The organism is Steroidobacter denitrificans, from assembly GCF_001579945.1.
In the GTDB taxonomy this organism is placed as follows: Bacteria; Pseudomonadota; Gammaproteobacteria; order Steroidobacterales; family Steroidobacteraceae; genus Steroidobacter; species Steroidobacter denitrificans.
The window spans coordinates 469,899-490,950 of the sequence record NZ_CP011971.1; the positions used below are offsets into that span (position 1 = coordinate 469,899).

17 protein-coding genes are annotated in these 21,052 nt (G+C 62.3%); 10 read left to right on the forward strand and 7 right to left on the reverse strand.

What is annotated here, in order from left to right; translation table 11 throughout:
- Nucleotides 1–73: 73 nt before the first annotated feature.
- The 4 genes from ACG33_RS01995 to ACG33_RS02005 all read left to right on the forward strand — a co-directional run bounded on the left by ACG33_RS01995 (nt 74) and on the right by ACG33_RS02005 (nt 5,444).
- Nucleotides 74–1,480 (forward strand): phosphotransferase family protein, encoded by a 1,407-nt coding sequence (locus tag ACG33_RS01995; RefSeq protein ID WP_066918271.1) that lies wholly within the window; start codon nt 74–76, stop codon nt 1,478–1,480.
- Nucleotides 1,477–2,502 (forward strand): DUF7064 domain-containing protein, encoded by a 1,026-nt coding sequence (locus ACG33_RS02000; protein ID WP_066918273.1) that lies wholly within the window; start codon nt 1,477–1,479, stop codon nt 2,500–2,502. The genes ACG33_RS01995 and ACG33_RS02000 overlap by 4 nt, the downstream gene beginning before the upstream one ends.
- A gap of 434 nt (nt 2,503–2,936) precedes the next feature.
- Nucleotides 2,937–3,137, forward strand: coding sequence for an ATP-binding protein (locus tag ACG33_RS16995; protein WP_407696470.1), 201 nt, complete (start codon nt 2,937–2,939; stop codon nt 3,135–3,137).
- Nucleotides 3,138–3,281: 144 nt separating this feature from the next.
- The gene (locus ACG33_RS02005; protein ID WP_066918275.1) at nt 3,282–5,444 is read left to right on the forward strand and encodes a malate synthase G; all 2,163 of its coding nucleotides are present in this window, start codon (nt 3,282–3,284) and stop codon (nt 5,442–5,444) included.
- Between the two features lie 38 nt (nt 5,445–5,482).
- Here the strand turns inward: ACG33_RS02005 and gdhA are convergent, their stop codons facing one another.
- Complete coding sequence (gene gdhA, locus ACG33_RS02010) at nt 5,483–6,826, reverse strand: NADP-specific glutamate dehydrogenase (protein ID WP_066918277.1); 1,344 nt, start codon at nt 6,824–6,826, stop codon at nt 5,483–5,485.
- A 38-nt stretch (nt 6,827–6,864) separates the two neighbouring features.
- Nucleotides 6,865–7,305 carry a nucleoside diphosphate kinase regulator gene (gene rnk, locus ACG33_RS02015; RefSeq protein WP_066922688.1) on the reverse strand — a complete coding sequence of 147 codons (441 nt, stop codon included), beginning with the start codon at nt 7,303–7,305 and terminating at the stop codon, nt 6,865–6,867.
- A 751-nt stretch (nt 7,306–8,056) separates the two neighbouring features.
- Between rnk and ACG33_RS02020 the strand changes: the two genes are divergently transcribed.
- Nucleotides 8,057–8,578, forward strand: coding sequence for a hypothetical protein (locus ACG33_RS02020; RefSeq protein ID WP_066918278.1), 522 nt, complete (start codon nt 8,057–8,059; stop codon nt 8,576–8,578).
- A gap of 4 nt (nt 8,579–8,582) precedes the next feature.
- On the opposite strand, the gene ACG33_RS02025 is transcribed toward ACG33_RS02020, so the two are convergent.
- Complete coding sequence (locus ACG33_RS02025; RefSeq protein WP_083537122.1) at nt 8,583–9,233, reverse strand: TetR/AcrR family transcriptional regulator; 651 nt, start codon at nt 9,231–9,233, stop codon at nt 8,583–8,585.
- A gap of 358 nt (nt 9,234–9,591) precedes the next feature.
- Between ACG33_RS02025 and ACG33_RS02030 the strand changes: the two genes are divergently transcribed.
- Nucleotides 9,592–13,107 carry a methylmalonyl-CoA mutase family protein gene (locus ACG33_RS02030; protein WP_083537125.1) on the forward strand — a complete coding sequence of 1,172 codons (3,516 nt, stop codon included), beginning with the start codon at nt 9,592–9,594 and terminating at the stop codon, nt 13,105–13,107.
- A gap of 101 nt (nt 13,108–13,208) precedes the next feature.
- Nucleotides 13,209–14,987 (forward strand): acyl-CoA dehydrogenase, encoded by a 1,779-nt coding sequence (locus tag ACG33_RS02035; RefSeq protein ID WP_066918281.1) that lies wholly within the window; start codon nt 13,209–13,211, stop codon nt 14,985–14,987.
- Here the strand turns inward: ACG33_RS02035 and ACG33_RS02040 are convergent.
- Complete coding sequence (locus tag ACG33_RS02040) at nt 14,979–15,935, reverse strand: response regulator (RefSeq protein WP_066918283.1); 957 nt, start codon at nt 15,933–15,935, stop codon at nt 14,979–14,981. The genes ACG33_RS02035 and ACG33_RS02040 overlap by 9 nt on opposite strands.
- Nucleotides 15,936–16,107: 172 nt before the next feature.
- Here ACG33_RS02040 and ACG33_RS02045 point away from each other — a divergent pair, with 172 nt between their 5' ends.
- Entirely contained in the window at nt 16,108–17,190 is a 1,083-nt protein-coding gene (locus ACG33_RS02045) for a bile acid:sodium symporter family protein (protein WP_157071634.1), read from the forward strand.
- Nucleotides 17,191–17,296: 106 nt separating this feature from the next.
- Here ACG33_RS02045 and ACG33_RS02050 read toward each other — a convergent pair whose 3' ends face one another.
- The 3 genes from ACG33_RS02050 to ACG33_RS02060 are packed head-to-tail and all read right to left on the reverse strand — an operon-like array spanning nt 17,297 to nt 19,716.
- The gene (locus ACG33_RS02050; RefSeq protein WP_168159997.1) at nt 17,297–18,655 is read right to left on the reverse strand and encodes an ATP-binding protein; all 1,359 of its coding nucleotides are present in this window, start codon (nt 18,653–18,655) and stop codon (nt 17,297–17,299) included.
- Entirely contained in the window at nt 18,652–19,317 is a 666-nt protein-coding gene (locus ACG33_RS02055; RefSeq protein WP_066918287.1) for a response regulator transcription factor, read from the reverse strand. Before ACG33_RS02055 ends, ACG33_RS02050 begins: the two co-directional genes overlap by 4 nt.
- Nucleotides 19,318–19,716, reverse strand: a complete 399-nt coding sequence (locus ACG33_RS02060; protein WP_083536364.1) for a PepSY domain-containing protein — start codon at nt 19,714–19,716, stop codon at nt 19,318–19,320. It lies immediately after the preceding gene.
- 204 nt (nt 19,717–19,920) lie between these two features.
- On the opposite strand from ACG33_RS02060, the gene ACG33_RS02065 reads away from it, so the two are divergent.
- Both ACG33_RS02065 and ACG33_RS02070 read left to right on the forward strand, forming a co-directional pair.
- Entirely contained in the window at nt 19,921–20,235 is a 315-nt protein-coding gene (locus ACG33_RS02065) for a PepSY domain-containing protein (protein ID WP_066918289.1), read from the forward strand.
- 171 nt (nt 20,236–20,406) lie between these two features.
- Nucleotides 20,407–21,045: a thermonuclease family protein gene (locus ACG33_RS02070; protein ID WP_066918291.1), complete on the forward strand. Its 639-nt coding sequence runs from the start codon at nt 20,407–20,409 to the stop codon at nt 21,043–21,045.
- The last annotated feature ends 7 nt before the right edge of the window (nt 21,046–21,052 follow it).

Sequence of the window (21,052 nt, forward strand, 5' to 3'; positions counted from 1 at the left end):
CCTGCCGACGGGGGTTGTCTGGTCCGTCCCGTAGCTTGTGAGTTCGGAGTGGGAAGAGTACGGAGGGATCAGAATGGGGTCCGACGCGGAGCGGGACGCTTCGGTCGTCGCGCAGCTGCTGGCAGCCGTGCGATCAGATCTGGAGCGCGTCATCAGGCCCGCGATCGCTGATCTGAACGCGCGCGCCAGCGCACAGATGATCGCCGAAATCCTCGATTACCTGATCATTTGGCACCGCGATATGGCCGGCGTCATCGGCGGACTCGATGAACGGCTGCGTGGGCTGGCGCGTGTAGAACAGCCGTATACGGGTTGGGGCGACATGTTTCCATCGCAGGGGCGACGTAACGGTCTGCTGCAGAGCATCGAGACCCTCCTCCAGAGCGGCGCGCTCGATGGTGTGCAATGCGGCGAGGCTGTGGCGGCCGATCTTGCGTTATTTGAGGCCGAAGCTCAACTCCGTGCTGCGGAGATGCGTCGCGAGGCTGAGCAGGCGGGGAAGGAAGTGAAGGTAACGGCGCAGCGACTCACAGCGCTCATCGAGCCCCACCCCATCGGCAATTTGCGGCGCGTTTCATCGTTCAGCCGTGTTTACGGTGGCTATTCCAAAGACACATTCCTGTTCGATCTCGTGGATGACGTCGCGGCGATCGAGTCGCTGGTGTTGCGGCGTGACCTGCCTTTCGGCCCGGCGGGAACGACGGTAAAGGATGAGTTTACGCTGCTTCGTCGGCTGTTCGATCGCGGCTTTCCAGTGGCGGAGCCATTGCTGCTCGATGCGGACGGCCGTCACCTCGGACAGCCAGCGATGGTCTCGCGACGCGTAGCGGGACGCGCGGGAACCGACGCGTGGTCGGGCGATGCACGGCGTTGCGACGGTATCGTGCGGCAACTCGCGCGGATTGTGGCACGCCTGCATGCGCAGAATCCGGCCGAACTGGGATTCGTGCTCTATGCTGGCGATTCGAGAGCGGCGGTTCGGGCCTATCTTGAGCACTGGCGCGATCGATGGCATCGCTACCGCGTCCACCCCTCGCTAACCCTTGCAGCCGGATTCGACTGGCTACTGGCTAATATTCCCGCGCTCGAGGGCAGGTCGGTCGTCGTTCATGGGGACGTCGGCTTCCACAATGTGATGGTGGAGGGTGCCGACATCACGGCGCTGCTGGACTGGGAGTTCGCGCATGTCGGTGATCCCGTGGAGGATCTGAGTTATGCGCGTCAGTTCATCGAGCCGCTGGGTGGTTGGGAAGTGTTTCTACAAACCTACATGGCCGAGGGCGGGGCGCCGTACCGCCTGCAAAATGCACGCTTCTATGAAGTCTGGCGGTCCATCCGCAATGCCGTATGTTGCATGACGGCCTGGCACGGCTTCTTGGACGGCTCATATACTGCACTGAAGACGGCCTATCAAGGCATTGTGTTCTACCGCCATTTCGCGCAGGACGCCGCAGCACAGCTCACCAAGGAATTGTCGTGATCCGCTCGCATCTCGTAGCGCCGCTGTCGAATTTCGGAATGATCAACAGCCTGGCAGGCCGCCCTCTCGGTACCGCTGCGCTAGCCGACGAATTCCTCCACCCGCCGGCATTGAGCGGTCACTACTCGGCCACCGAGACATCCTATTTTGGTTTCAATGTTCCGGAGCACGCGTTGAACGGTGAGATCTACATTTGGTTTCATCCCATACTGAAGATTATGAGCGTCAGCGTCTACATCTGGCGCTGTTTCCACGCCTCGACGCTGTCCTGCGACTACGTTAACCACTACCACTACCTGCCGTTTCCAGATGGCGATATCGGCGATTACACGATCGACGAGATCGGTCTAAGAATCCGCGTGCTGGAGCCGCTTCGCACCGTGCAAATCGAGTTCCGCGACGCCGAGCGTGACGTCGAGTTGTCGCTGCTGCTGCGGGCGATCATGCCGCCTGCGGTGCGTCCGGGAGGTTTCCATTTCACACAGGCCATGCGTACGAGCGGCACGCTGCGTCTGCACGACGAGCGGTTCACGATTGATGGCTGGTTCACACGTGATCGTTCATGGGGCCAGGAGCGGCGCGAGACTAGTCGTCTTATTCCGCCCTTTACGTGGATGGCTGGCGTCGTCGACGATGACTTCGCTTTTCATGTACTCGCCTTCGATTCGGTGGATGGAGCGCCGGATTGGCTGTCGCGGTATCAGCTGGCGGATTTCGAAAACCTCGTATGGGGATATGTGCGCCAAGATGGCGAGACGCAGCCGCTGATTGCGGCGCGCAAGTCGACCCGGCGTGGAGCGGACGGCCTCTCGCCTACGGGGTATTCGCTAGTGCTGCGCGACGCCGCGGGCGTCTCGCATGAGATTCATGGCGAGGTGCGCGCGCGCATGCCGTGGCAGACTTGGCAGAACATAAACGTTCATTTCTGCCAGACCCGATGGCATTGCGCGCGCGGCATTGGCTGGGGTGATTCACAGGACATCCAGCAGAATGATTTCATTCATCATTTCGCACGTAACTGACGCTCAGACTGAACACGCTGGAAGTAAATACTCCGGGAATTCTGCCTGACGAAGCGAACCACGTCGGCGCCGATATCCATATCGGCGGCACTTGCTGATTAATAGGGTTCGATTATCTCCGTACTTGCTAGGCTCTGTCGGTTCGCGTAGGCGACGCTCGCCTCGCCCCGCTGGGGCCGGCCGCTTTTTCAGGCGCGGCTACCTTCGCTGCGCTCGAGTGCTTGTCCAGCACCTCGTTGAGGCTCCAGGGCGGCGACTCGATCTGCTCGAGAGCGCTCGCTGCAGGCAGATGCCCGAACAGATGGTTCAGGTACTTTCGCCGGGGGCTATCGGTACGAACCAAAGCTGGATGCCGAGAACACAAAGATTGCCGACTGGCTGATCCGACTTCTCAGTCCTACGGACAAAGAGGGGGATTACTAGCCGATGTGCTCGTGAGCCGCAGCGAGAGGTTCTCAACGATCATTACCTCTAGCCGACCTGTAGGCAATTGGCCGAAGTTGCTCGGTGACGTCGTCGTCATGCCTCTACTCGATCGTCTGATGCGCCGCTTGCATCTACCGAAATTCGAGAGCAAGAGTTGGTGTCTGAAAGAGGTCTCCGCTCGAGTTGCAAAGGGTGCTCAGAGCGCGTAAATACACTGTCCCGTCGCTGTCAACTGGAGGAACTTGCCTCGGTCACTGATGGGAGAATTTAAGGCGGCAGCTGGGGTAGCTGCAGCCAAGCAGCCGCACCGCCGGATCTGCATGATCCGTCCTATCGCGAGGTAGTCTGAACGAATGAATACGAGTGTGAATGTCGGAATGCTGGAAGTCGACGCGGCGTTTCTGTCTTTCGTAAATGACGAAGTGCTGCCGGGAACGCAGTTGCGGCCGGATGAATTCTGGGGCGGTATGGAGCGGACGCTGGAGAAATTCACGCCGCGCAACGCGGCGCTGCTGGCCAGGCGCGATGAGCTGCAGACGCAGATCGACGCGCGCCGGCGTGCGTGCCGGGGTCAACCTTACGACGTTGTCCAGGAAACCGTCTTTCTGCGTTCCATCGGTTATCTGGTCGATGAGCCGGCAGACGTGCGCATCAGCACGGCCGGTACCGATCCCGAGATCGCCGAAGTTGCCGGTGCGCAGTTGGTGGTTCCCGTCAATAATGCCCGCTATGCGCTGAATGCCGCCAACGCGCGCTGGGGGAGCTTGTATGACGCTCTGTACGGCACCGACGCGCTGGCGCCGGTGGTGGCCGGCGCGAAGGGCTATGACCCGCGGCGCGGTGCTGCGGTGATCGCTTACGCACGCGAGTTCCTGGATCGGATCGCACCATTGATCGATGGCCGTCATGCCGAGGTAAGCGCCTATTTCATTGAAGCCGACCGTCTACAAGTACAGCTGCAGAGCGGGAAGACCACCTCGCTGGCGGAGCCGGCGTTGCTGGCAGGCTGGCGTGGGCCGGCACAGGCGCCGGAGGCGGTGCTGCTGAAGCATCATGGCTTGCACCTGGAAATCCTCATCGATCGCAACCATGCGATCGGCCGCGACGATGCGGCGGGCGTCGCCGATCTGATTCTCGAGTCCGCGCTCACCACGATCCAGGATTGCGAGGATTCCGTCGCGGCAGTGGACGCGGCAGAAAAGATCGCCGTCTATCGCAATTGGCTCGGCCTGATGAGGCATGATTTGGAGGCGAGCTTTGCGAAAGGCAGCGGCACGATCACGCGGCGCCTGAATCCGGATCGGGTATACGACGCGCCGGGTGGCGGGCAGCTGATTCTGCCGGGACGCAGCCTGATGCTGGTGCGCAATGTCGGGCATCATATGGAAACCGACATGGTGCGCCATGGCGGTCGGCCGGTGTTCGAGACGCTCGTCGACGCCTTCACTACGGTGGCGATCGCGCTGCATGACCTTCGCGGCCAGCGCAGGAACAGCCGCACCGGTTCGGTGTATGTGGTCAAGCCCAAGCTGCACGGCCCCGAGGAAGTGGCGATCGCCGACTGGCTGTTCGATGCGGTGGAGGATGCGTTCAGGTTGGCTCGCCACACGGTGAAGATCGGGGTCATGGACGAGGAACGTCGCACCAGCGCGAACCTGAAAGCCTGCATTGCCGCGGTGCGCGAACGCATCGTATTCATCAACACCGGATTCCTGGATCGTACCGGCGATGAGATTCATACGGCCATGGAAGCGGGCCCGGTGCTGCGCAAGGAGGAGATCAAGGCGCAGCCCTGGATCCAGGCCTATGAGAAGCGCAACGTGGAAATCGGCATTGCGACCGGTTTCTCCGGCAAGGCGCAGATCGGCAAGGGCATGTGGGCCATGCCGGATCTGATGGCGGCGATGCTCAAGGCCAAAGTCGCGCATCCGCGATCGGGCGCCAGTACGGCCTGGGTGCCGTCGCCGACGGCGGCCACCCTGCACGCGCTGCATTACCACGAAGTCGACGTGGCGCAGGTTCGGGCGTCACTGACGCAGGCGCTGGCGCGCTCCACGCCCACCGGTACGGATGAGTTATTGACGCCGCCGCTGGCGTACGGCGCCTGGCCCCCCGACGAGGTCCAGGCGGAATTGGACAATAACATCCAGGGTATTCTGGGTTATGTGGTGCGCTGGATCGATCAGGGTGTGGGCTGTTCCAAGGTGCCCGATATCCATGACGTGGGATTGATGGAGGATCGCGCGACCCTGCGCATTTCCAGCCAGCACGTGGCGAACTGGCTGCATCATGGTGTATGCACGCCCGAGCAGGTGCGCGCCACGTTCGAACGCATGGCGGCGGTCGTGGACAAACAGAACGCGAGCGACCCTCAATACCGGCCGATGTCGCCGGATTTTGCAGCCAGCGTTGCATTCCAGGCCGCCTGTGAACTGGTGTTCGAGGGGCGCGCGCAGCCCAATGGCTATACGGAGCACATCCTGCATCGCCGTCGCCGCGAGTTCAAGGCGAGGTGATGCACAGCCCTGGGCCGGCCTGAGCCATGTTCTGCCGCCTAAACGACGCCGAACGCCAGCATGGCTTCCGCGACGCGGCGGAAGCCGGCAATGTTCGCGCCCATGACATAGTTACCAGGCGCGCCGAATTCCGCTGCGGTTTCATGGCAGTCGTTATGGATGTTCTGCATGATGCCGTGCAGACGCTTCTCGGTGTATTCGAAGCTCCAGGCATCGCGGCTGGCGTTTTGCTGCATTTCCAGCGCTGAAGTCGCGACACCGCCGGCATTGGCCGCTTTGCCGGGGCCGTAGGCCAGGCCGGCTTCCATAAAGGCTTTTACGCCGCCGGGCGTCGTGGGCATGTTCGCGCCCTCGCCGACGGCAATACAGCCATTGGCGATGAGCGTGCGCGCGGCTTGCTCGTTTAACTCGTTCTGGGTGGCGCAGGGCAGGGCAACTTCGCAGGGAATATTCCACAGCTGGTTGGCACCCAGGCATTGGGCGTCCGGATGCTCCTGCGCGTAATGACTGATACGTCGGCGTTCGACTTCCTTGATCTGCTTGAGCGTATCCAGGCGAATGCCGTTCGGGTCGTGGATCACCGCGTTCGAATCGGAACAGGCGACAACCTTGGCGCCGAGCGCCTGGAGTTTTTCGACCGCATAGATTGCGACATTGCCCGAGCCGGAGACGATGCAGGTCTTGCCTGCCACCGTCTGTCCGCGTGCCTTGAGCATTTCCTCGACGAAATACACCAGACCGTAGCCGGTTGCCTCACGCCTGACCAGAGAGCCGCCCCAGTCGGGGCTCTTGCCGGTCAGTACGGCGGATTCGTAGCGGTTGGTGATGCGCTTGTACTGGCCGAACAGGAAGCCGATTTCACGCGCGCCGACCCCGATGTCGCCGGCGGGCACGTCGGTATATTCGCCCAGATGCCGATACAGTTCGGTCATGAAGCTCTGACAGAAGCGCATGACCTCATTGTCGGACTTGCCCTTGGGATCGAAGTCGGCGCCGCCCTTGGCGCCGCCGATCGGCATGCCGGTAACTGCGTTCTTGAAGACCTGCTCGAAACCCAGAAACTTCACGATTCCCAGATAGACGGAAGGATGGAAACGCAGCCCGCCCTTGTAGGGGCCGAGCGCGCTGTTGAACCCGACGCGAAAACCGCGGTTGATCTGTACCTCGCCCCGGTCGTCCTGCCAGGGCACGCGAAAAATGATCTGGCGCTCCGGTTCGCAGATGCGCTCGATGATTTTATGCTTGGCGTACTGGGGATGCTTGCGCAGCACCGGCCCCAGCGTTTCCGCGACTTCGCGCACTGCCTGATGAAACTCAGCCTCACCGGGGTTGCGCCGGATGACTTCTGCGATGATTCCTTCTATCGATGTATTGTCTGTCACCCTCGCTCCTCGTCTTTACCAGTATGATTCTCTAGAAATCAGTCCTTCTGCGCCGATTCCTCATTGTCGACTTCGAGCACCGTAAGCTTGCCGGAGCCGCCGCCTGGAGTCGGCCAGTCTATCGACTGGCCGGGGCTCAGGCCGATCAATGCGGCACCGATCGGCGTCAGCACGGAGATCAGGCCGAGATTGATATCGGCTGCTTCCGGATAGACCAGTGACACTTTGCGTGTCCGGCCGGTGGCCGCATCGCTGTAGGTCACATGTGACCCCATGCGAATGATGCTGGCATCCATTTCTCCGTCCGGCACGATTTGCGCCCGACTGAGCTCATCAGACAGATAATCCGCCACGCCCGCCGAAGGCGTACGCTCCTGCGCGACTTCCGCCAGTCGCATGAGGCGGGCGTGATCGGTGGCCGAAATGATGATACGTGGACGCGCCGGTATGCCGGTGCGGTTCGAAGTGTCGGGAGTCATATTATCACGAGTCATTTGAGCACCATGCCTGGTTGTAACTTAAAATTGCCGCCATGGTTTCGGGCGGCCAGGTATGTCAGATTCATCAATACCGGGACGGCGAGTGAGCAGGCCCCACGGGTTACGCGACAGAGGAGATCGTCGGATTCGAGCTGCTTGTAAAATCTCGCACGGAGTCCCCCGGGCGAGTAGCGGCAAAGCGCCTACACCCGGGGTAGGGGGCCCTGGACGAGCTGGCCTGCACGATACAGGCGATACTGGGTGAAAAAAGCCGGCAACATATCGTCGAGCATAGTTATTCGCGCTCTGCTGTCAAGTTTGGAGCGCCCAGGCTTGAAATAGGCGTGCGATAAGCTATAAGAATGGACTCATGAATTCGCTGGTGTTTTGCCGTTTTTTATCGTTTTTGCATGCTTCCGCGCCTACCGCGGCGAAGCTGATGAGCTGGGCATGACGAGCGGCGGCAGCTTGGATCCTGCCGGGTATCCCCGACCGAAAAAGCCGCGCAGCTTTGCCTGCCGGGAGGCCAACTGGGGGGATACGGCTTGCCTTGCCGGGGGGCGGTCCCCGGGCTGACGCGGTACACGGCGTCAGCCTTCGGCCCCGTCCCTGCTCCCTGTTTGTATTCTCACCCCTGATTTAGCCCATGCGGCGTCTGCCGCACCTTGTCATGCAGTTTTCTTATGTCACCTGTTTACCGCCTGTCTTGATGTCGTCCATGCCATCGAAATCGTATCGCAGGAGGGAATGAGTGCATCCGGAACTTCCGATCGAATGCCGGTGTTGGCATCGACATGAGCGGTTTCAGCTGGCGTTCGCCCGCCAGGCGATGGAAGTGCTGCCGCGCCGCGAGGATACGGCCTTCGCCGCGGGCGCCCGCGGCCTCACCCTGCTGGCGGAAACCGAGATGGCGCTGGAGCGGCCGCTGCGGGTACTTCGGGAAGTCTATGGCAACGCTCTCGGGATCGATCCGCCGGCCATCCGCTATCGTCACGGGGCCGAGATCGAGGAGCCGCACATGGGATTGCGCGTATTGTGCGCGCCGCAGTATTTCGATGCGGTGCGTCGGGATCTGTATCTACGGACGGCCTCGATCATGGATGCCGAAGTCAATCGCAGCTTCGGTATCGTACGGGCCACAGGCCCTCAGGTGGCGTTGTTCGGGTTTCCCGATCGGCTGATACAGTTGACGCAGGGGCAGGGAAAGCTGGTGATGTGGCTGAGTCACTATGCGCCGGTCCAGGAGCCGCCACCCGGCGGAAGCGCCGCATAGGGTCTCAGCGCGGCTGCAGCCCCAGCTCGAATAGATCCATGAATCGGCGGGCGATCTCGTCCGCGGTCAGGGAATCGCCGCTCTTATACCAGTAGGCGATCCAGTTCATGGCCCCGGCGAGTGCGAATGCGGTGATCTTCGTGTCGCAGGGCCGAATCGATCCATCGGCGATGCCTTCCTGGAGAAGCCGCCGGATTCCCTGGTCGATTTTGGACTTCAGCTGCTTCACCTTCTGGCTCATGGCGGGGCTGAGATCCTGGTTTTCCGCCTGAACCATGCACCAGCCGAAGTCCGAGGTCAGGGCTTCGGCGTAGCGGGTCATGACATAAGCCAGGCGTTCGCGCGCGCTGCCGGCCGAACTGCATACCTCCTCGAATCCAGCCATGATCAGCCCCAGGCCGGTACGAAAGCATTCGAACAGCAATTGCTCCTTGTTGGCGACGTAGTGATACACAGTGGGCTTGGTCACGCTGAGTTCGCGTGCGATATCGTCCAGCGAAGTGTTGTGATAGCCGCGCTGTCGGAAGGCGCGGGCGGCGGTCAGGATGACGGCCTCGCGCTTGCGCTCGCGGTCGCGCGCGCGCGCATCCACGGAATCCCACAAATCCCGGCCGCTCGGCGCCTCCTGGGAGTTTTTGCCGGTTCGTGCATCCATCGCCATATGCTCCCGAAAATGTGCATATCCGTGTCCGCCCGGGCTTGCGTGGGCGCAAACCGTGGGCGCAAACGAGACTCTTCGGCTTGGAGCCGATCCATTCCGAGGTCGTAGAACCCGCTGCAGGTACGAGGGGTTCAGCGCCATCATAGTCCGTGGCTCCCGGATTCGTGCTGCGCCGCCGTCCGGTCCGGGATCCGCGACCATCACTAGCGGATTTCAACCAGTATACCCATAAGTATAGTCATGTATACTGGAGGGTATAGTCTAGGATCTGTCGCCGCCGTACCGGGTGAAGCCGGTGTCGGCGGTAATGGCTCGGGAGGCGGCGCATGAAACGGAGCGTGGTGGAGGGGTGATGAGCGGGCAATCGGTCTCTTCGGAATCTGGTGAACGGGCGGCCGGTCCGGCATCGCAGCGGCCGCTGCGTTTCGTCAGTGCGGCCTCCCTGTTCGATGGGCACGATGCGGCAATCAACATGATCCGCCGCCTGCTGCAGGCGCATGGCGCGGAGGTCGTCCATCTAGGCCACAACCGCAGCGTGGCGGATATCGTTCGCGCCGCCATCCAGGAAGATGCCGATGGAGTGGCCGTTTCCTCCTACCAGGGCGGACATAACGAATATTTCGCCTATATGGTGGACATGCTGCGCGAGTTGGGTGCGGAACACATTCGCGTGGTCGTCGGCGGCGGCGGCACGATCGCGCCGCACGAAATCGAGATGCTGCAGCGGCATGGAGTCGAAAGGATCTACACACCGGAGGATGGGCGCCGCAGCGGTCTGGATGGCATGATCGAGGATGTCCTGGCGCGTGTGCGTGCCGCCAAACGCCCTGCATTCGCCTTCGCGCCGGTCAGCGCTCGCGAGCACGGCCGGCTGGCGCGCACGGTGTCGGCGCTGGAGGAGGCGCCGGAAGGAAAGATCGCGGATACGATTCGGCGCGCAGTCGCCAAGATGAAGCATCGAGCGCCGGTGATCGGTCTGACCGGCACGGGGGGGGCCGGTAAATCGAGCCTCAACGACGAGCTGCTACAGCGTTTCGTGCGTAATTTTCCCGATCGCCAGATCGCGGTCGTGGCGATGGATCCGACCCGGCGGCGCTCAGGCGGCGCACTGCTCGGCGACCGCATTCGTATGAATGCGCTGGCGGCCGAGAATATTTTCATGCGCTCCCTGGCGACACGCCGTCAGAATCTGGCGACCAGCGCGGTTCTGAAGGACATGGTCGGTCTGTTGCAACTGGCGAACTTCGATCTGATCATCGTCGAGACGGCGGGCATCGGACAGTCGGACTCCGAGATCGCCGACCTGGTCGATCTGTCCATCTATGTGATGACCAGCGAATATGGCGCCGCCAGCCAGCTCGAGAAGATCGACATGCTGGACTATGCCGACATGATCGTGCTGAACAAGTTCGAGAAGCGCGGTGCCGAGGATGCCTTGCGTGACGTTCGCAAGCAGTGGCGGCGCAATCATCAGGAACAGGCCGGCCGGCCGGATGCGGAGGTTCCGGTCTTTCCGACGATCGCAAGCCGCTTCAACGATCCCGGCGTGAATCATTTGTTCGCCCGGATCTGCAAGGCACTCGATGAGATGGCGGCCGCCGCGGCAGAGGGGATGCAGGCCGGGCCGGCCGGCCGGAATATCTGGGTACCCTCGATCGTCGGACCGGAGGAATTCTCCTCGCGGGAGCCGCTCATTCCGGGCGAACGTATACGCTATCTGGCGGAGATTGCCGCGAACGGCCGCAGGGCGCATGCCGATGCACGTTCGGCGGCTGCCGCGGCACGTACCGCGTATGGGCTATATACGGGACTGCGAGCCTTGCACGATGCCGCTCTGCCGGCAGCGCTGGAGCGTTATCCGCAGGCTGCATTGAGCGACGACGGTGTCGATGAGACGCGCCGCCAACTGCGTGTCGCCTACAACACAGCGCTGGATTCGATCGGCACGCAGGGCGTCGAGGAGCTGAAGCGTTGGCCGCAACGGGTGAAGGAGATCACCCAGGCCCAGTATTCCTACAAGGTGCGCGAGCGGTTGGTTACGGGCGAGAACTATACGCTCAGCCTCAGCGGCAATTCCATTGCCAAGCTGGCGGCGCCGAAGACCGATGAATGGGGCGAAATCCTCGAGTTCATCCTGACCGAGAATCTGCCGGGCAGCTATCCGTATACCGGCGGCGTGTATCCGTACCGCCGCGAGGAAGAGGATCCGATCCGCATGTTCGCCGGAGAGGGCGAGCCGGAGCGCACGAACCGGCGCTTTCATTACCTGGCGGGCGGGCATGGCGCCACCCGGCTGTCCACGGCGTTCGATTCGACCACCTTGTATGGCGAGGATCCGGATCCGCGTCCGGACATCTACGGCCGCACCGGCAACTCCGGCGTGTCGATCGCAACGCTGGATGACATGAAGAAGCTGTATTCCGGCTTCGATCTGTGTGCGCCGCTGACGTCGGTGTCGATGACGATCAACGGCCCTGCGCCCATGCTGCTGGCGATGTTCATGAATGCCGCGATCGATCAGCGTGTCGAACGATTCCTGCACGAGCAATCACGCTGGGACCGGGCAACAAAACGGATCGATGAACTGCACGCGAAAATCCGCGGCGCCGGGCATGTCGTACCAACCTATCGCGGCGAACTGCCGGCCGGACATGATGGTTCGGGTCTTGCATTGCTGGGGCTTACCGCGGAGGACCTGGTCTGTCCCGAGATTCTCACGCCGGAAGAGTACGCACGCCTGAGTGCCGAGGCCATGTCGCTGGTGCGCGGCACGGTGCAGGCGGATATTCTCAAGGAGGATCAAGCACAGAATACCTGCATCTTTTCGACCGAGTTTGCGCTGCGCATGATGGGTGACGTGCAGCAGTATTTCATCGAGAACAAGGTCCGGAATTTCTACTCGGTCTCCATCTCCGGCTATCACATCGCGGAAGCCGGCGCCAACCCGATCAGTCAGCTGGCGTTCACGCTGGCGAACGGATTCACGATCGTCGAGTATTATCTGGCGCGCGGCATGCGTATCGACGATTTCGCCCCTAATCTGTCGTTCTTTTTCTCCAATGGCATGGATCCGGAGTATGCCGTGATCGGCCGGGTGGCGCGGCGCATCTGGGCGCGCGCCATGCGCGATCTATACAAGGCGGGGCCGCGCAGCCAGATGCTCAAATACCATGTGCAGACTTCCGGACGTTCGCTGCACGCCCAGGAGATCCAGTTCAACGACATCCGTACGACGCTGCAGGCGATGTACGCACTGTTCGACAACTGCAATTCGCTGCATACCAATGCCTACGACGAGGCGTTGACGACGCCGACCGAGGAAAGTGTGCGCCGTGCGGTCGCCATCCAGCTGATCATCAATCGCGAGTTGGGATTGAACAAGAACCAGAATCCCTGGCAGGGTTCCTACTTCCTGGAGCAGTTGACCGACCTGGTCGAGGCGGCCGTATACAAGGAGTTCGAGTCCATTTCCGAACGCGGCGGCGTGCTCGGCGCCATGGAGACGATGTATCAGCGCGGCAAGATCCAGGAGGAGAGCATGCATTATGAGCGCATGAAGCACGACGGATCCCTGCCCATCATCGGTGTGAATACCTTCCTGTCGCAGGCGGACCAGCAGGCGGCGCAGCAGGACATCTTGCTGATTCGTTCCACGGAGGAGGAAAAGCAGGCGCAGGTGGATGCGGTAAAAGCGTTCCAGACGCGCAATGCGCAGCGTGCACCGGCGGCACTCCAGGAACTGCAGCAAGCTGCAACTTCAGGAGGAAACATTTTTTCGACCCTGGTTCGTACCGTCCGCCATTGCTCCCTGGGGCAGATATCACGGGCGCTATACGATGTCGGCGGCCAGTATCGGCGCAGTGTCTGATCAGCGGCGATTTTCGGTGCGTACGAGCCGCGGCTTCGAATACCTGTGCCGCGCTCGGCATCGCTGTCGATAATCACGGAACTTAACCCATCGGGTGTCCCATGTACCACGCTCCATTGAAGGAACTCGGCTTTGTCCTGCACCAGCTCATCGACGACGGTCAGCTCGAGGGATTGCCCGGACTGGCGGAGTATTCGCCGGAGTTTGCCGACTCGGTGTTGCAGGAGGCAGCGAAATTCGCCGAGCAGGTGCTGGATCCCATCAACGTTCTCGGCGATCAGGAGGGAGCGAAATGGACGCCCGACGGGGTGCGGATGCCGCCGGCGTTCAAGGAGGCTTATCGGCAATTCGTCGCCGGCGGCTGGCCGCAGTTGCGAGCGACGCAGGAATACGGGGGCCAGGGCGCACCCACGGTGCTGGGAACGGCGGTGGAGGAATTGTGGGGCTCGGCGAATCTGGCATTCAAGCTGTGCCCGATGCTGACCCAGGCGGTAATCGAGGCGATTCACCGCTGCGGTACGTCCCGGCAGAAGGATCTCTACCTGCCTAGGCTCATCAGGGGCGAATGGACGGGTACCATGAATTTGACCGAGCCGCAGGCGGGCAGCGATCTGGGAGCGATCCGGATGCGCGCCATTCCCGAGGGCGATTCCTTCCGGCTGCATGGGCAAAAAATCTTTATCACCTATGGGGAGCACGACTACACACCGAACATCATTCATATGGTACTGGCGCGTATCGAGGGTGCTCCTGCCGGCATCAAAGGGATTTCCATGTTCATCGTGCCGAGGGTGCTGGTCGGCGCGGATGGCAGCCTGGGGGAGCCCAACGATGTGCGCTGTGTGTCCATCGAGCACAAGCTCGGCATCCATAGCAGCCCGACCTGCGTCTTGTCCTATGGCGAGAAGGCCGGCGCGGTCGGCTATCTGGTCGGTGAACCCAATCGTGGTCTGGAATACATGTTCATCATGATGAACGCCGCACGTCTTTCGGTCGGTCTGGAAGGTTATGCCTTGTCCGAACGGGCTTATCAGCATGCGCTGGCGTATGCGCGTGAACGAGTGCAGGGCCGTCCGGCGCAGGCAACCGCGCCCGTCCGGGACAAACCCTTGCCGATCGTTTTTCATGCCGATATCAAGCGCATGCTGTTGGCGATGAAATCGCAGACGGAAGCTGCACGTGCCGTCGCCTTGTACGGTGCTCTGCAGCTTGATCTGGGCCGATATCATCCCGATGCGGCGACCCGCGCGGCAGCACAGGCGCGCGGCGACCTGCTGATTCCGATCATCAAGGCCTGGGCCACCGAGATGGGTGTGCAGAGCGCCTCGCTGGGCGTGCAGGTGCACGGCGGGATGGGCTTCATCGAGGAAACCGGCGCCGCGCAGTACTATCGGGACGTACGTATCACCACGATCTATGAAGGCACGACGGGTATCCAGGCCAACGATCTGGTGGGGCGCAAGGTCGGCCGGGACGGCGGTACGGCGATGGGCGCGCTCATTGCGGACATGCTCGAGGAACTGCGCCGGGAGGCGCCGAGCGATTCAGCCGGCGACCGGTCCGCCGCGCTTGCGGCGGTTGAACTGCTCAAGGAGGCGACGGCGAAAGTGCTGGAGTTCACCGGGCGTGGTCCGGAGCACGTCCAGGCGATCGCCGTGCCCTACCTGATGCTGAGCGGGTATGCGATCGGTGCCTGGCTGATGGCGCGGGCGCAAAGTCAGGCAGCCGGCCGAATCGATGAGGATCGCGGGTTCTACTCCGGCAAGTTGCAGACGACGCGGTTTTTCCTGCAGCACGCGCTACATGAGGTGCGCGCCCAGGCGGCGATCGTGACCGGCGGCGGCGGCGCCGTCGTGGAAGCCGATCCCGATCTATTCTAGCCGGATTGCCGTTTCGCCTGCCTGCGCTTCGGTCGTATCCCGGACGGCTTCACTCTGGACGTGCTGAATCTCATCGGCCGTCCGTTCGCCCACGCCGCGGCGCCGGCGCTCTGACTCGCCCAGCAGCTCCAGGGCTGTCGGCGCGTTCCCATCGTGCGCAAGGACGACAGAGCCGATACTCAGCTGCATCGCACCTGATGCGCCGGCCCCCTGAGAGGGCGCAAAGGCGTTGCGGATGCCTTGTGTCACCGCCATGACTTCAGCGGCGTCGGATTCAGGCAGCACAATCGCCAGTCTGTACAGGTTGAGCACGGCAGGTAGACGTGCCACCCAATGCAAACCCGCGCGGATGGAGCCGCGGACGGCGGTCAGCAGCGCGGCAGAGGCTGCGGTCTGGCCGCTCAGCGTACCGCCGGGGGAGGCGTCGGACTCGATACAGGCGCTGATCACGGTGAGCGGTGTGCGCCGGCGTGCTGCCAGCGCAATTTCCGCGTGCAGCCGGCCGATGAGATGGCGCGCCGTATGTGCTCCGCTATTCAAGTCGATGATCATCAGACCGTTGCCGCGAGCGGTCGCCGTCGACTGGCGGCGTCGGATTGCAGCAAATCCGGTGTTCACCCGAGCAATCAGTTCGGCATCGAGACTGTGGCGGGGCAGATAGTGATCCACGCCGGCACAGTAGCCGGCTTCATGCTCGTGTGTCGTCGTACCGTCCGCGGAGAGCATGATGACGTACACGGGGGCGATGGCGATGGCGCGTACGCGCTGTACCAGTTCGATGCCGTCGATGACCGGAATGTGCCGATTCGTGAGCAGCACCGGAAACCATTGGCGCATCGACAGCGCAAGCGCCTCCTCGCCGTCCGCGGCCGCCACGGCTTCGATGTTAGCCGCCTTGAGCAGACTCAAGGCAGTCTCGCGCATCGATGCATCTTCATCGATAATCATGACGCGGCGAGGGGCTCTCGGTTCATGGCTTGCGGACACGGGATCTCCCATCAGGGTCGGTCAATCAGCTCAATCACTCGGATCGATCATTGAAATTTAAATCGAGTCATTGTAACGCGAATCCACCGGGGACATCGTGCGCCGGTGCGGGTTGGCGCGCACCGAGGAACATTTGAGCTTGCGGATCTTCAAGCCGGATGGCTATCTACTGGCGCTGCTTGGGGCGATCGTGCTTGCCCTGATGTGGCCAGCACCCGGTGCCAGCGGTGGACTGTTGCACCTGGAACGAATGAATCAGATCGGGATCGCCTTGATCTTTTTTCTGCATGGCGCCGTATTGTCACCGCAGACCCTGCGGGCAGAGTCGGGGCGCTGGCGCGTGCACATGTTGATCCAGAGCATCACTTTTCTGATTTTTCCTGCGATCTGTTTCGTGGTCTACTGGTGCGGTGCGTCCTGGCTGCCGTATGAAACCCGGCTCGGGATTTTTTTTCTGGGCGTTCTATCCTCAACGATCTCCTCCTCGATCGCGATGACCGCGATCGCCTTGGGTAATGTTCCGATCGCGATATTCAATGCGACTTTGTCCGGTCTGCTCGGCTTGTTCGTAACGCCGTTTTTCATGGCTCTGCTCATGACGTTGCCCGGTGCCGGGTCCGACGTGGCAGCGGGATTGTCCTTCGGGCTGACGTTGCATCCCGAGGATCCGGCTGGTGCCGGACATGCCGCTACCATGGCGGATGCGTTCGTGCGTATCCTCAGACTGCTGTTGCTTCCCTTGTTGGCGGGCCAGCTGTTTCATCCCTTGATCGGCAGATGGCTGCAAGCACGCAAGCGTACGACGGGCCTGTTCGAACGTACCGTGATCGTGCTCATCGTGCTGAACGCATTCTCCAACGCGACGGCCGGCGGTCTTTGGTCGCAATACAGCCTGATACTGATGCTGAGCATCGGCATGATTGTCGTGTTGCTGCTGTTCGCGATCCTGGCTCTTTGCAAGTGGATCAGCCGACTGGCGGGGCTGTCGCGCACCGATGAGGCGGCGTTCGTTTTCTGCGGTTCGACAAAGAGTCTTGCGAATGCGGCGCCCATGGCGCAGATCATGTTCGGCGCCAGCCCCATGGGCGGGATGATCCTTCTGCCCATCGTGCTGTACCACCAGCTGCAGCTTGTCGTCATCGCGATCATGGCAAGATCCTATGCGCGTGCCGCATTGCTGGAGCCGGCATCCGCCCGGGTGGCCTCGGGCAGATAGCGCAGGAGCCCACGGTGCCGCAGGCGGTCCGACGTGGTTGAGGACAGCCTCGCCGGACAGCTCGGGTTATGGCGTCTTCGCCGGCGAATCGTGCCCGCCTGCGGATCTATGCGTCTGCCTGAACGTGCGGCCAGACGATCGTGATCTTCAAACCGCCGAGTTCGGAGCGCGACAGACTCATCGTACCGCGGGTCGCTTCGGCCAGGTCATGAGCGATGGCAAGTCCGAGACCATGGCCGCCGCCGACCTCGTCCAGGCGTCCGCCGCGCATCAGCACCTTGGATAAATGTTCGGATTCGATACCCGGACCGTCATCCTCGATGATGAGCGCCTCGAGCGCCGTGTCGTGGCAGCAGCCGGCGATGCGCACACGCCGGCGGGCGAAGCGAGCGGCATTTTCGAGCAGCGCACCCATGAGTTCCATGAAATCTTCCTCGGCGACGGGAACATGCGCCGCCTCGGATACGTCGGTTTCGAAGATTAGCTTGGCGCCGAACTCGGTGCGCTCGAGCACGCCGATGATGGCCTCGATGGCGGGCAGGGCGGGACAGTTGCGCGGCGGCGCGCCCTGGATTGCCGAAGCGCGGCTGCGGGCGAGTTCGCTCTCGACCGCGGCGGTCGCGGCGGCGATGGCGCGGTCCAGTCCGTCCGCCGCTTCGGCGGCGCCGGCCTCGCGGGCGCGGCGGCTTTGTGCGGATAGTGCCGCCAGTGGTGTTTTCAACCCGTGGGCAAGATCGGCGGCACGCCGCCGTGCGCGCGCGAGGTCGTGCGCGCGCGCATCGGCCAGATCATTGATGGCGCGTGTCAAGGGCTCGATTTCCAGGACCGATGAGGCGTCCAGGCGGGCATGCGGATTGCGCTGCAGGGCCTCGACTTCCCTGCGTATGCTCAACAAGGGCCGCAGGCCCAGTTCCACCTGGACCCAGGATGCTGCGGCAAGAATGGTCCACAGCAACGCCAGGAACACGGCGAGTTCGGCGCCGAACTCCGCGCGCGCCGTCTGCAGAGTTTTTTCCTCGTGCCCAAGCTGCAGTAGGACGGTTTCCCCGTGACGATCGGGGCGTATGCGCCGTTCGACCAGCAGCAGGCGGGGTTCGAACGGACCCTCGACGATACGTGTGGACCAGGCACCGCCCTCGGCGGTGGCGGAAGCAGGAAGCTCCTGGTCCCAGAGGGATCGCGAACGCAGCGTGCTGCGAGGGCCGGTCACCTGCCAGTACAGGCCGCTGGCCGGTTCGAAGAAACGCGCATCGGCAGGCTGGCGGCTGAGCTGCAGCGTGCCGTCCGCGGCGATTTTCATGCCCGCCGCGAGCTGCAATCCTTCACGCTGCAAATCGGCCTCGATGCGCCGCTCGATGTGACGTTCGAACAGCAGCGTCATGGCAACCCAGGCGGCGGCCAGCGCCAGGAAGAACGCGATCGCGGCACCCAACAACAGCCGCAGGCGCAGCGAGCGTGGGATCACGTGCTGCCGCCTGCGAGCACATAGCCGAATCCCCGGCGTGTTTCGATGACCTCCGGGCCGATCTTGCGCCGCAGGCGCACGACCAGCGCTTCGATCGCGTTGGAGTCGCCGGGTTCGGCGGCTCCATAGAGATGTTCGGCCAGTTCACCGGAGGAAACAGCCCGCCCCCGCTGATGTGCGAGATAGTCGAGGAAGCGGAATTCGAGCTGCGATAGACGTATCGGCCGCCCGGCGTAGCTGGCGGACATGCGGCGGGTGTCCAGCGCGAGGCGGCCGATTTCGATGACCGACGAGGCGTGACCCGCAGCGCGCCGGACGAGGGCACGCACGCGGGCGATGAGTTCAGCCATTTCGAAGGGTTTACCGAGATAGTCGTCTGCGCCGCTTTCGATGCCGGCGACTTTTTCGGTCCAGTCGTTGCGGGCGGAGAGTATCAGTACCGGAAAGGTTCGCTGCGCATCGCGCCAGCGCTTGAGCACGGACAGGCCATCCATGCGCGGCAGGCCGAGGTCCAGCACCGCCACGTCATAGTCCTCGACATTGCCCTTGAACCAGGCATCTTCGCCTTCGCGGGCGATATCGACGACGAAACCGGCATTCTGCAATCCCTGGCCCAGATCCGCTGCAACGTCGGCATCGTCTTCAACAACCAGTGCGCGCAATCAATCGTCCTCGATCTTCAGAACCTTGCCGGTACGCGCGTCGATCTCGATTTCGCGGATCCGCCCCGTGGGCGTGAGGATCTTGATTTCATAGATCAGCGCAGCGCGTTTGCCGTCTTCCAGTTCGACCTCGATGACCTCGCCGGGCACATGCCGTTCGGCGATCGTCAGGATCTTTGCCAGAGACAGCACTTCACCGCGGCGCAGGGCATCGTGGATGACATCATGCTCCTTGTCCTTGGCGAACACAGCGGAATTCGTACCGCCGGTCGAGAGGGCCAGCGCCAGCATGCTGCAAAGCAGCAGACAGGCCGCAGGACTGCGCAGCTTTCTGCCCGTGACCTCCGGCGACGGGCCTGGAGCGGCTGCGAGGCCGGGGGTGGATGCGTTCGTTTTCATGACTCGATACTGTGGACGCCGCGACCTGACAGGCGGCTGACGTGCCGTGACAGCCTGTCGTCAGGCGCAAACGGCTATGTTGCGCGGCATGGGCGGCGATCGCCCTGAGCGGATCTCCAAGGAGATTTCCGACGTTGACATCCAGTGTCGGTTCACCAGGTGATTCCAGCGTCGATTCCGCATCCATTCATAGGTAGGAGTGTCATGATGAATAAGTTGACGATGGCCAGAATTTCCCGCGTTGCCATGTTGTCTGCCGTGCTGAGCGCAGCCGGCGGATTGGAACTGGCCCAGGCGCAGTCACCGACGCCGCCGGCGTCCAACGCCGCGGTACAGAGCGAATTGCTCAGTCTGGGCGAGATAGAAGCCAGGCTGGCCGCGCAGGGAGTGAAGATCAAGGAGATCGAGGTGCGCGACAAGGTGCTGGAGATCGAGGGATATGACGAGCAGGGCCGCAAGATCGAACTGGTCGTCGACCGGCGTACCGCGGAGATCCTGTCGCGCCGCTTTGACGACTGATTCGATGGTAGGAATGTGCCTGGGATCATTGTCCGGGAGGCGGCCTGCGGGCCGCCTCCCGCCGGGTCAAGGACAAGGAGGGTAATGCCCGTGCGGGCCGGCATCGTGTCGGCAAGTTCGATCCGGTCGGGATACGGTATTCTGCGGCGGTCATCTGCCGGCGGTGGTTTCATGAACGGAGTCGTACACGGAACTTTTCTGCGATGGGACGCGCTGTTCAGGGTCTGCGTGATCAATGCCTGCCTGATCATGGCCGTCTGTCTGACGCCGGTTTGGGTGGCCGCGCAGCAAGCGGTGTTTCTGCGCGGCACCGTAATGCGGGTGATCGATGGAGATACGCTGATGGTTCGCCTCGAGAGCGGTCCGATACGCGTGCGGCTACATGCCATGGATGCTCCCGAAATGAATCAGCCTGGCGGCCCGGAAGCGAAACAGGCGCTGATCGCTCTGGTGCAGGGCCGGACGGTGGAGTTGCAACCGGTAGAGCAGGATCGTTATGAGCGACTGATCGCGGTGGTGCATATGGAGGTGCTGGAGATCAATCGGGAGATGATCCGGCAGGGTCATGCATGGGCCTATCGGCGCTACATGAGCCGTTCTGCACCCGATTATTGCACCGACGAGGCGCGGGCGCGTAACGCGGGACTTGGTTTATGGAAGTCACCGCAGCGAGAGGCGTCGTCCGCGTCGGCGGCTGCGCCTGCGTATATCGCGCCCTGGGAGTGGCGCCGCCGCAAGCGCCTGGCAGCGCTGAGCGACTATCGCCATGAGAGCGTCGCGAACTGTGTGGCGGCGATCGGCAGACATTGAAGATTCG

Coding starts and splice junctions, on each gene's coding strand:
- ACG33_RS02065 (WP_066918289.1), top strand. CDS start 19,921: ATGATGAATAAGTTGACGATGGCCAGAATTTCCCGCGTTGCCATGTTG.
- ACG33_RS02030 (WP_083537125.1), top strand. CDS start 9,592: ATGAGCGGGCAATCGGTCTCTTCGGAATCTGGTGAACGGGCGGCCGGT.
- ACG33_RS02070 (WP_066918291.1), top strand. CDS start 20,407: ATGAACGGAGTCGTACACGGAACTTTTCTGCGATGGGACGCGCTGTTC.
- ACG33_RS02060 (WP_083536364.1), bottom strand. CDS start 19,716: ATGAAAACGAACGCATCCACCCCCGGCCTCGCAGCCGCTCCAGGCCCG.
- ACG33_RS02005 (WP_066918275.1), top strand. CDS start 3,282: ATGAATACGAGTGTGAATGTCGGAATGCTGGAAGTCGACGCGGCGTTT.
- ACG33_RS02025 (WP_083537122.1), bottom strand. CDS start 9,233: ATGGATGCACGAACCGGCAAAAACTCCCAGGAGGCGCCGAGCGGCCGG.
- rnk (WP_066922688.1), bottom strand. CDS start 7,305: ATGACTCCCGACACTTCGAACCGCACCGGCATACCGGCGCGTCCACGT.
- ACG33_RS02035 (WP_066918281.1), top strand. CDS start 13,209: ATGTACCACGCTCCATTGAAGGAACTCGGCTTTGTCCTGCACCAGCTC.
- ACG33_RS02040 (WP_066918283.1), bottom strand. CDS start 15,935: ATGATTATCGATGAAGATGCATCGATGCGCGAGACTGCCTTGAGTCTG.
- ACG33_RS01995 (WP_066918271.1), top strand. CDS start 74: ATGGGGTCCGACGCGGAGCGGGACGCTTCGGTCGTCGCGCAGCTGCTG.